6 protein-coding genes are annotated in these 10,334 nt (G+C 61.5%); 3 read left to right on the forward strand and 3 right to left on the reverse strand.

Annotation, left to right across the window (positions count from 1 at the left end):
- The first annotated feature begins 133 nt into the window (after positions 1-133).
- On the forward strand, positions 134-1,027 hold the full coding sequence (locus tag KGB28_RS30370) for a LysR family transcriptional regulator (protein WP_007972518.1): 894 nt from the start codon (positions 134-136) through the stop codon (positions 1,025-1,027).
- A gap of 5 nt (positions 1,028-1,032) precedes the next feature.
- Entirely contained in the window at positions 1,033-1,629 is a 597-nt protein-coding gene (locus KGB28_RS30375) for a tRNA-uridine aminocarboxypropyltransferase (RefSeq protein ID WP_223449121.1), read from the forward strand.
- Between the two features lie 138 nt (positions 1,630-1,767).
- Here KGB28_RS30375 and KGB28_RS30380 read toward each other — a convergent pair whose 3' ends face one another.
- Genes KGB28_RS30380 through KGB28_RS30390 form a run of 3 tightly spaced genes read right to left on the reverse strand, consistent with a single transcriptional unit; the run spans position 1,768 to position 6,667 of the window.
- Positions 1,768-3,123 carry an HlyD family type I secretion periplasmic adaptor subunit gene (locus KGB28_RS30380; RefSeq protein WP_223449122.1) on the reverse strand — a complete coding sequence of 452 codons (1,356 nt, stop codon included), beginning with the start codon at positions 3,121-3,123 and terminating at the stop codon, positions 1,768-1,770.
- Between the two features lie 9 nt (positions 3,124-3,132).
- Positions 3,133-5,292 carry a type I secretion system permease/ATPase gene (locus KGB28_RS30385; protein WP_223449123.1) on the reverse strand — a complete coding sequence of 720 codons (2,160 nt, stop codon included), beginning with the start codon at positions 5,290-5,292 and terminating at the stop codon, positions 3,133-3,135.
- A 16-nt stretch (positions 5,293-5,308) separates the two neighbouring features.
- Positions 5,309-6,667: a TolC family outer membrane protein gene (locus tag KGB28_RS30390; protein ID WP_223449124.1), complete on the reverse strand. Its 1,359-nt coding sequence runs from the start codon at positions 6,665-6,667 to the stop codon at positions 5,309-5,311.
- A gap of 588 nt (positions 6,668-7,255) precedes the next feature.
- On the opposite strand from KGB28_RS30390, the gene KGB28_RS30395 reads away from it, so the two are divergent.
- Positions 7,256-10,334: retention module-containing protein (locus KGB28_RS30395; RefSeq protein ID WP_223449125.1), on the forward strand; the 3,079-nt coding region annotated here is incomplete at its 3' end.

Genomic DNA, 10,334 nt, shown 5'->3' on the forward strand with positions numbered 1-10,334 from the left:
AGCTTGCTCGCGATAGCGGTGGGTCAGTCAACATCAATATTGACTGACCCACCGCTATCGCGAGCAAGCTCGCTCCCACAATGATCTTCATTACCTTCAGCGGTGTGCGTTACCCCGAGATCGGAGCATTTCCATGGCCAACGCTTTACCCGACCTGAAACTATTGCGCATCTTCGTCAGTGTGGTGCGCCATCAGGGGTTCGCCAACGCCCAGCAGGAGCTCAATCTCTCGACGTCGGCCATCAGCACCTACATGAGTCAGCTCGAAGCAGCTCTCGGCCTGGTGCTGTGCCATCGCGGCCGTGGCGGTTTCAGCCTGACCAGCAAGGGCGAGCTGTTCCATCAGGAAACCCTGCGTCTGTTGGGCGAACTCGAAGGCTTCGAGCAGTACGCCGCCGCCCTCAAGGGCGAGTTGCGCGGTACCTTGAACCTCGGGGTGATCGATTCCACCGTCAGTGACAAGGCCCTGCCGTTCGCCGAGGCCATCGGCGCCTACAGCCAGGAACACCCGGCCGTGCACTTGCACCTGTCGGTGATGAGCCCTTACGAATTGCAACTCGGCGTGCAGGACAACCGCCTCGACCTGGCCATCGGCGCGTTTTCCACGCGCATGAGCGGCCTGGTGTACATGCCGCTGTACCGTGAACAACACTGGTTGTATTGCAGCACGCGGCATCCGCTGTTCAACGAGCGGCGCATTCCCGAGCAAGTCATCACCCAGCAGCGCATGGTCGGTCGTGGCTACTGGAGCCAGGCCGAACTGGCGCGCCACGGTTTCAAGCACAGTGCCGCGACGGTAGAAAGTATGGAAGCCCAGTTGATTCTGGTGCTGTCCGGCGCCTACATCGGCTACCTGCCGGAGCACTACGCCCAGGCATGGGCCGACAAGGGTGACTTGCGGGTGTTGCTGCCGGCGACCTTCGGTTATCAGGCGCCGTTCTCGATGATCGTGCGTCGGGGGCGTAGCCGCGAGCCGCTGATCCAGACCTTCCGTGATCTGCTCAAAGCACAACTGAATCAGGCGTAAAGACGATGTCAAGAATTCAATGTCCGCGTTGCCTGCGCCCGCAAACTCATTGCCTGTGCCCGTTGATTCCCAGCCTCGACAGCCGCACCCGGATACTGTTGTTGCAGCATCCGAGCGAAGTGAATCATGCGTTGAACACCGCGCGTCTGGCGGCGCTTGGGTTGAAGAATGCCGAGTTGATCGTCGGCGAGGTGTTCGAGGATTTGCCGGCGCTGTTGAATCAGCCGGGGTATCGGGCGCGGTTGCTGTTTCCCGGCGAAGATGCCCAGCCGATGCAGGCTTGTGCCGCGACGGACGACCCCTTGCTGCTGGTGGTTCCCGACGGCACCTGGCGCAAGGCGCGCAAGATGCTGCACCTCAATCCGCTGCTGGCGGCGCTGCCGAGGGTGACGCTGGCCGAGGGCGGTGTGTCCCGCTATCGCCTGCGCAAGGCGCCGGGGCCGGGAGCGTTGTCGACGGTGGAGGCGATTGTGCAGGCGCTGGAAACTCTCGAAGCGCCGGCGACGTTTGCGCCGTTGCTGAAGCCGTTCGAGGCATTGATCGAGGGGCAGATTGCGGCGATGGGGGAGGAGGTTTACCAGCGTAATCATGCCGAGAGGTAATCGTTGTATGTGCCGGCCTCTTCGCGAGCAAGCCCGCTCCCACATTCGACCGAGTTCCTTCAGGAGAAATGCGATCAACTGTGGGAGCGGGCTTGCCCGCGATGGGGTCGGTTCAATCACCACAACTTCTGAAAAAGACTACCTTTCCCGCATCGCCTCGGTCCGAGCCTTGAGCACCGGTTTAAGCAAGTAATCCAGCACCGTTTTCTCCCCGGTAATAATGTCCACCGTCGCCACCATCCCCGGGATGATCAGCAGTGGTTTCACATCCCCGCCCAAATGGTTTTTGTCGGTACGCACCTGAATCAGATAGAAGCTGTTGCCTTTGTCGTCGGTGATGGTGTCGGCGCCGATCAACTCCAGTTTGGCGCTCAGGCCACCGTAAATGGTGTAGTCGTAGGCACTGAACTTGACCATGGCTTTCTGGCCCGGATGCAGGAATGCAACGTCCTGCGGGCGGACCTTGGCTTCGATCAGCAGGTTGTCTTCCAGCGGCACGATTTCCACCATGTCACTGCCGGGCTGGACCACGCCGCCGATGGTGTTGACCTTCAACACCTTGATGATGCCGTGCACCGGCGAGACCACGGTGGTACGGGTCACGCGGTCGTCGATGGCAATGCTCGAGGCCGTGATTTTCGACAGGTCGGTGCGTTTCTCGTTCAGCTCTTTGGCGGCTTCCGAGCGGAAGGTTTGTTCCGACTCGTCGATCTTGCTTTTGATCTCGTTGATCGCCGACTCGGCCCGTGGAATCGCCAGGGTGGTGGCGTTCAATGAGCCGCGAATCTCCACGGCGCTGCGTTTGAGCCGCAGTATTTCCACCGGTGATACCGCGCCGGTGCCCACCAGTGGCGTGGACATGTTCATTTCCTGTTGCAGCAACGCCAGGCTGGAGCTGAACTGCCCCTGTTTTGAACGAAACTCCGCCAACTCCTGGGTTTTTTGCCGAAGTTGCTCGGTCAGGGTGCGCTGCTCGCTGGCCAGGCGCCGTTGCCGTTGCTCGTACAGCGAGCGCTCGTCTTCGGCCACTTGCGGGGCCTTGGCGATCACTTCTTCCGACAGCTTGAACGGCCGGCCTTCGGCTTCGGCTGAAAGCCGTTCGACCTGTGCGGTCAAGGCATAACGATCGGCTTCGCTTTCGCCCTTGTTCGACAGGTAGCGGGTGTCATCCAGGCGCAGCAAGGTGTCGCCCTTGTTCACCATTTGTCCTTCACGGACGAAAATTTCAGTGACGATGCCGCCCTCCAGGTTCTGGATCACCTGGACCTTGCTCGACGGAATCGCCTTGCCTTCGCCCATGGTCACTTCCTGCAACACGGCGAATTTGGCCCAGAGCAGTGCGCTGACCACCAGCGCGGCCGCCAGCCACACGGTAACCCGCGACCAGCGCGGCGAATCCTGCAACGATGCACCGGCAGTTTCCGGCATGAATTCGGTTTCGGCGCTTTTGCTGAAACTGTCGAAGTAGCCACGGGATCCTTGATCGGCAGACATGGACGACTCCTAGACGGCCGCAGAGCCGACACGGCCCTTGCGCAGTGCATCGATGACCGCCTCTTTCGGACCGTCGGCGACGATCCGTCCGTTGTCCAGCACCACCAACCGGTCCACCAGGCTCAGCATCGAGGTGCGGTGGGTCACCAGCAGGATGGTTTTGCCCTGGACCCAGCCGTGAAGTTTTTGCCGCAGGACGTCTTCGCTGCTGTTGTCCATGGCGCTGGTGGGTTCGTCGAGCAGCATGATCGGCGGGTCGAGCAACATCGCCCGGGCCATCAATACGGCCTGGCGCTGGCCGCCGGACAACAGTTGCCCGCGTTCGCCCACGGGCCGGTCGAAGCCTTGCGGGTGTTGCCGGGCCAGTTCGGTGACGCCGGTCATTTCCGCTACTTCGAGCATGCGTGTGTCGCTGATATAGCGCGCGCCGAGGGTCAGGTTGTCGCGCAGGCTGCCGGCCAGCAGCGGCAGGTCGTGGGCGACGTAGCCGATTTGATGGCGCAGGTCGGCGACGTCCAGTTGCCGCAGGTCCAGGCCATCGAGCAGCAGCTGGCCTTCATCCGGTTCATAGAACCCCATTACCAGTCGCGCCAGGGTGCTTTTGCCTGAGCCGCTGCGGCCGATGATGCCGATGCGCTCACCGGGTTTCACACTGAAGCTGGCATTGGCCAGGGCGGGAGAACTCTGGCCGTTGTAGTGAAAGGTCACGCCGACAACATCCAGCGCACCTTGCAGTTGGGTGCGCTCCAGCGGCCGTTGTCTGGCGTCGCGCTCCTGGGGCAGGCCCATCAACGCGTCGGTGCTTTTCATGGTCAGTTGCGCTTGCTGGTAGCGGGTGATCAGGCCGGCGATCTGTCCCAGTGGTGCCAGCACCCGACTGCAGAGCATGTAGCTGGCCACCAGGGCGCCGACGCTGAGGTTGCCGGCGATGATGCTGTAGACCCCGGCGACGATGGTTGCCATGCCGGACAGTTGCTGGATGAACAGCGTGCCGTTGGTGGCCAGGGCCGAGAGGTTGCGCGCGTGGCTGTCGAGGCGGGTCAGGGCGCCGTGGGTGCTTTCCCATTTGTGCTGGCGTTCACTTTCGGCACTGCAGGCCTTGAGGGTTTCCAGGCCGCTGAGGGTTTCGATCAACAGTGCCTGGCGTTCGGCGCCGAGGCTGAGGCTTTTCTGCACGGTATCGCGCAGGCGCACCTGGATCACCATGGCGAAGATGATGGTGATGGGAAACGCCAGTATCGGGATCACCACCAGCCAGCCACCGAGCAGGCCGATCACCAGCAGCATCAGCAGGCAGAAGGGCAGGTCGATCAGGCTGGTGAGGGTCACGGCGGTGAGAAACTCCCGCAGGCCCTGGAAGTCATGAATGCTTTGGGCGAAGCCACCGATGGTCGCCGGTCGCGCTTTCATCGCCATGCCGGTGATGCGCTCGAACAGGGTGGCCGACAGGATCACATCGGTTTTCTTGCCGGCGGTATCCAGCAAGTGCGCGCGCACGACCCGCAGCACCAGTTCGAAAACGGTGCCGATCAGCAGACCGATCGCCAGCACCCACAAGGTTGAGGTGGCCTGGTTCGGCACCACGCGGTCGTAGGTCTGCATCACGAACAGCGGCACCATCAGCCCGAGCAGGTTGATCAGGAAACTCGCCAGGATCGCATCGCTGTACAGCCATTTCGACAGCTTTAGCGTATCGCGAAACCAGGCCTTGACCCGTGGCACCAGCGGCGAGCGCAAGTCTTCGAGTTCGTGGCGCGGCCGGGCAAACAACGCCTGGCCACTGTAGTGCTCGGCCAGCTCCTCAGGGCTGAGCCATTGTTCGCCGCCGTCGGCTTCACTGGGCAGGATCAGCACCTTGCCGTCCTCGCCATAACGACGCAGGACGGCCGTGCGACCGTTGTTCAACAACAGCAGCACGGGCAGGTTGAGCGCGGAGATATCCTTGAGGTCACGACGCAGCAAGCGCGCCTGCAAACCCGCCCGGGCCGCTGCACGGGGCAGCAGGTCCAGGCTCAGGCGTTGGTGTGCCATGGGGAGCCCGGCACTCAGGCTGGCGCGACTGACCGTCGCGCCGTGGAGTTTGCAGAGGATCAACAGACCGTCCAGAAGCGGGTCATCGAAGCTCAGGCGCGGATCGACACCGGTGTTGCCGGGTTCCATGCTGGTCATTGAACGCTCCCGTGCACTACTTCAGATCAGGCAGACGCGCTTCGTTTTTCACTTCTGTCTGGGCGATGGCATCGGCGGGCAGTACGACCCGTTGCTTGCTCAGCAACTGGCCCATGTTCGCCAGTACACGGTACATCGAAAACTCTTCGGTGTAGCGCACCTCGGTGTAGCGACGGTTGGCGTTGTAGAGTTCGTTTTCACTGTCGAGCAGGTCGAGCAGGGTCCGCTGACCGAGACCGAACTGATCCTGATAGGCCACGCGTACGCGCTTGCTGGTGTCGGCGTATTCACGGGCGGTCGGGGTTTGTTTTTTGGCATTGACCATGGCGTTCCAGGCCAGGTGGATGTTTTCGTTCAACTGGCGCAGGGCGTTGTTGCGGATGTCCATGGCCTGGTTGATCTTGTGTGCGTCGGAGGCCAGGCGCGCCTTGTCGCTGCCACCGCGGAACAGGTTGTAGTTCATCACCACGCCGACCCGCCATTCGTTGTCGTGGCCTTCGTCACCCTGCACGTTGTTGTTCGCACCCACGGCGGCCTCGGCGTCGAGGCGAGGGTAGAACGGCGACTTGGCGACTTCGTACTGGCTTTCGGCCGATTGCACGTCGGCCTGGGCGGACTTCAGGTAAGGGTTGTTCTCCACCATGCTCTGCTGGGCTTCGGGCAGGGTGGAAGGGACTTCACCGCGAATCGACGGCGGGGTTTCGAGCTCATCGGGCAGGCGCCCTACAACGGCGTAGAAATTCGACTCGGCATCCGCCAGATCGACTTCGGCGGTGTCGAGGTTGTTTTCTGCCAATGCCCGGCGAGCCGAGGACTGATCGGCATCGGCGTTGCTGCCCACACCGCGCTCGGTGCGCAGGCCGATCTGGTCGTTGACCCGCAAGTGCGCTTGCAGGTTGTTTTTGGCCAGTGTCACCAGTTCGCGGCGCTTGAGGACTTCGAGGTAAACCTCGGTGGTGCGCAGGGCCAGATCCTGAGCCGTACCCTGAGCGTAATAGGCTCGCGAGTTGACCACGCCCTGGGTGCGCCCGACTTCATTGGCGGTGTTGAACCCGTCGAAGAGCATTTGCCGCAGGCGCAGTTCCGACTGGGTGTAGTTGAGGGTTTCGGTGTTGTGATTGCCGAACGCGCGGGTATTGGTGTTATCGCTGTACCCGCGCCCGTAGGCCGCGTTCAAATCAACCGATGGATAAAAGCCCCCTTTGGCGACCTTCACGTCCTCATCCGCCGACAGGCGGCTGTCCACCCGTGATGCCAGTTCCGGATGGGTCGCGATGGTGCTCTGGATTGCCTCGGTCAGCGTCATGGCCTGAGCCTGGGACGAGCAGGCCATGGCCAAAAGAACCGCGCTGCAGAGGGGGGTTAATAGGCGCATGGTACATCTCCCTGATTCCTGGTGGTGCTTATCAGTCGCCAATTATTTGACGATATTTATAGGTAAAGTTGTTTCACATCTTTAACAAAAGAGCTAAGAACATTCTGGAGCGTAGCTAAGAAATTTTTTTCATAACCGGTATGTCAAAAAAAACTTATGCGCTCTGCAAAATCCAGCACATTGTTCAATTCGAAAGCCCTTGTTTTACGAGCTCTAGGGCGCTCGTCGGGGTTTGAGGAAAGTTCCAATCCACTTATCGACAAAGAGCGGAGAAGTGCTGGAGGGGAGGGACGCGAGCGATCTGAAGGTGACGGTTTTTTGTCACTTGAGTGATTCAAGATCGTTACGCACCGCTCACAGGCAAGGTTGTTGCGAACAGGGATCCGATGCCATTGATTGCAGAGGGTTTTTCCCGAAATCGTAAACAGCGCCGTGAGCGACTGGCTGGGCGAGATCGTTGCCGGGGCCACGGCTTACTCAAGTAAACCGGCACCCGCAACACGATCCGCCAGACAACCCGCTTGAGCCATGAGCACGTTCTTCGCACAAACAAGCTGCCGACAGTGGTTGGCAGCGGAGGAAGTGCACATGGCTACGCTCATTGGTATCGTCAGTAAGGTCATCGGTCAGGTGTTCGCGGTCGCGAGCGACGGCTCCCGGCGTGCTTTGGTCGAGGGGGACCGGCTGTTTGCCGGCGACCAACTGAGCACCGGCGCTGAAGGCGCCGTGGCGGTGCATCTGCAAAATGGCCAGGAACTGACCCTCGGGCGCGGCAGCAGCATGCAGATGACGCCGCAGTTACTCGCCAATCAGATACCCCATGTGAACTCGCCTGAAGCGCTGACGCCGAGCGAAGCGCAACTGACCGATGTCGAACAGCTGCAAAAAGCCATTGCGGCGGGCGATGACCCGACCCAAACCGCTGAAGCCACCGCTGCCGGGCCCGCCACGACTACCGGTGTACCGGGCGGCGTCCAGGGCAGTGGCCATAGTTTCGTCCTGCTCGAAGAAGTGGGCGGGCGAGTCGATCCGATCATCGGCTTCCCCACTGCCGGGTTCAATGGCATTCCCGAACTTCCCGAAGAACGCCTGAACGTTAATCCGGACAACGTTGTCGCGGCCGATGCTCCTGTGGTGCCGCCGGTGGTTCCGCAAGTGCCGGACAATCCGGTCACCTTCGACGGCCTGTCGGAGCAGAACGGCGAGCGGACCGTCAATGAAGCCAACCTGGCCGACGGTTCGGCGAGGAGCGAAGGCTCGCTGACGCGAAGCGGCACCTTCACCATCAATGCGCCAGACGGGCTGAGCAGCCTCAGCATCGGCGCGATCAACTTGATCAGCGGCGGCGTGGCGGCAGGTTTCCCGCAGTCGATCACCTCTCCGCTGGGCAGCACGCTGACCGTCACCAGTTACAACCCGGCCACGGGCGTGGTCAGTTACAGCTACACCCTCAACCGTGCCGAATCCCACGCAAGCGGCGAGGGTGCCAATAGTCTTGCCGAACACGTCACCGTGGTGGCCATCGACAGCAATGGCGACAGCGCTACCGCTACGCTGGATATCAGCATCATCGACGACGTGCCCAAAGCAGTCGATGACAACAATGGCACCGCCTCGGAAACCCTGCTGACGCTCAACGGCAACGTACTGAGCAACGACGTGCAAGGCGCCGACCGCGTGACGCTCGGCGAAAACACCGGCCCGATCACCCCGGGCACCTTCACCGGCACTTACGGCACCCTGGTGCTCAGCGCCAACGGCACTTACACCTACACGCTGAACACCAGCGATGCCGACTTCAAGGCGCTGCACGGTGGTGGCGACGGCACTGAAACCTTCACCTATACGCTGACAGACGCCGATGGCGACAGCAGCACCGCGAACCTGGTGCTGCAGATTCACAACAACGATGACCCGGACACGATTGACGGTTTGAGTGTTGGGGGCGGCGAGTTGACCGTCTTCGAGAAAAACCTTAGCGACGGCAGCGCACCGGATGCCACGGCGTTGACCCAGAACGGCACCTTCACCGTCGCCGCCCTCGATGGCGTGACAACCCTGACCGTCGGCGGCATCGCCGTGGTCACCGGTGGCGTGGCCGCCGGCTTCCCGCAGTCGATCACCACGCCGTTGGGCAGCACGCTGACCATTACCGGGTTCAATGCGGCGACCGGGGTGATCAGCTACAGCTACACCCTCAACGATAACGAAGCCCATCCGACTGCCAACGACGCCAACACTTTGCCTGAGCAGTTCGCTGTGACCGTGGTCGATGACAACGGCACCACCGCGACTGGTTCACTGGACGTCAACATCGTCGACGACCTGCCCAATGGCGTAGACGACAGCAACGCCAGTACCGCTTCTGAAACCCTGCTGACGTTGAACGGCAACGTACTGAGCAACGACGTGCAAGGCGCCGACCGCGTGACGGTCGGAGAAAACACCGGCCCGATCACCCCAGGCACTTTCACCGGGACTTACGGCACCCTGGTGCTCAACGCCAACGGCACTTACACCTACGCGCTGAACACCAGCGATGCGGACTTCAAAGCCCTGCATGGCGGTGGCAATGGCAGCGAATCCTTCACCTACACCCTCACCGATTCGGACGGTGACATCAGAAACGCGAACCTGGTGCTGCAGATCCACAACAACGATGACTCGATCACGATTGGCGGTTTGAACGCTCAGGGTGGCGAGCTCACCGTTTTCGAGAAAAACCTCAGCGACGGCAGCGCACCGGACTCCACGGCGTTGACCCAGAGCGGGACCTTCACCGTTGCTGCGCTCGACGGTGTCACGACCCTGACCGTCGGCGGCATCGCCGTGGTCACCGGCGGCGTGGCCGCCGGCTTCCCGCAATCGATCACCACACCGTTGGGCAGTACCCTGACCATCACCGGGTTCAACGCCGCGACCGGGGTGATCAGCTACAGCTACACCCTCAACGATAACGAAGTACACCCGACCGCCAACGACGCCAACACTTTACCAGAGCAGTTCGCCGTGACCGTGGTCGACGACAACGGCACCACCGCGACTGGTTCGCTGGACGTGAACATCGTCGACGACCTGCCCAATGGCGTGGACGACAGCAACACCAGTACCGCCTCGGAAACCCTGCTGACCCTCAACGGCAACGTGCTGAGCAATGACGTGCAAGGCGCCGACCAGGTAACGGTCGGGGAAAATGCCGGACCGATCACCCCGGGTACGTTCACCGGCACTTACGGCACCCTGGTGCTCAATGCCAACGGCACTTACACCTACACGCTGAACACCAGCGATGCCGATTTCATAGCCCTGCACGGCAGTGGCAATGGCAGCGAATCCTTCACCTACACCCTCACCGATTCGGACGGCGACAGCAGAAACGCGAACCTGGTGCTGCAGATCCACAACAACGATGACTCGATCACGATTGGCGGTTTGAACGCTCAGGGTGGCGAGCTCACCGTTTTCGAGAAAAACCTCAGCGACGGCAGCGCACCGGACTCCACGGCGTTGACCCAGAGCGGGACCTTCACCGTTGCTGCGCTCGACGGTGTCACGACCCTGACCGTCGGCGGCATCGCCGTGGTCACCGGTGGCGTGGCCGCCGGATTCCCGCAATCGATCACCACCCCGTTGGGCAGCACCCTGACCATTACCGGGTTCAACGCGG

The sequence above is a fragment of the Pseudomonas sp. BF-R-19 genome, assembly GCF_019956445.1.
Lineage (GTDB): Bacteria > Pseudomonadota > Gammaproteobacteria > Pseudomonadales > Pseudomonadaceae > Aquipseudomonas > Aquipseudomonas fluorescens_BH.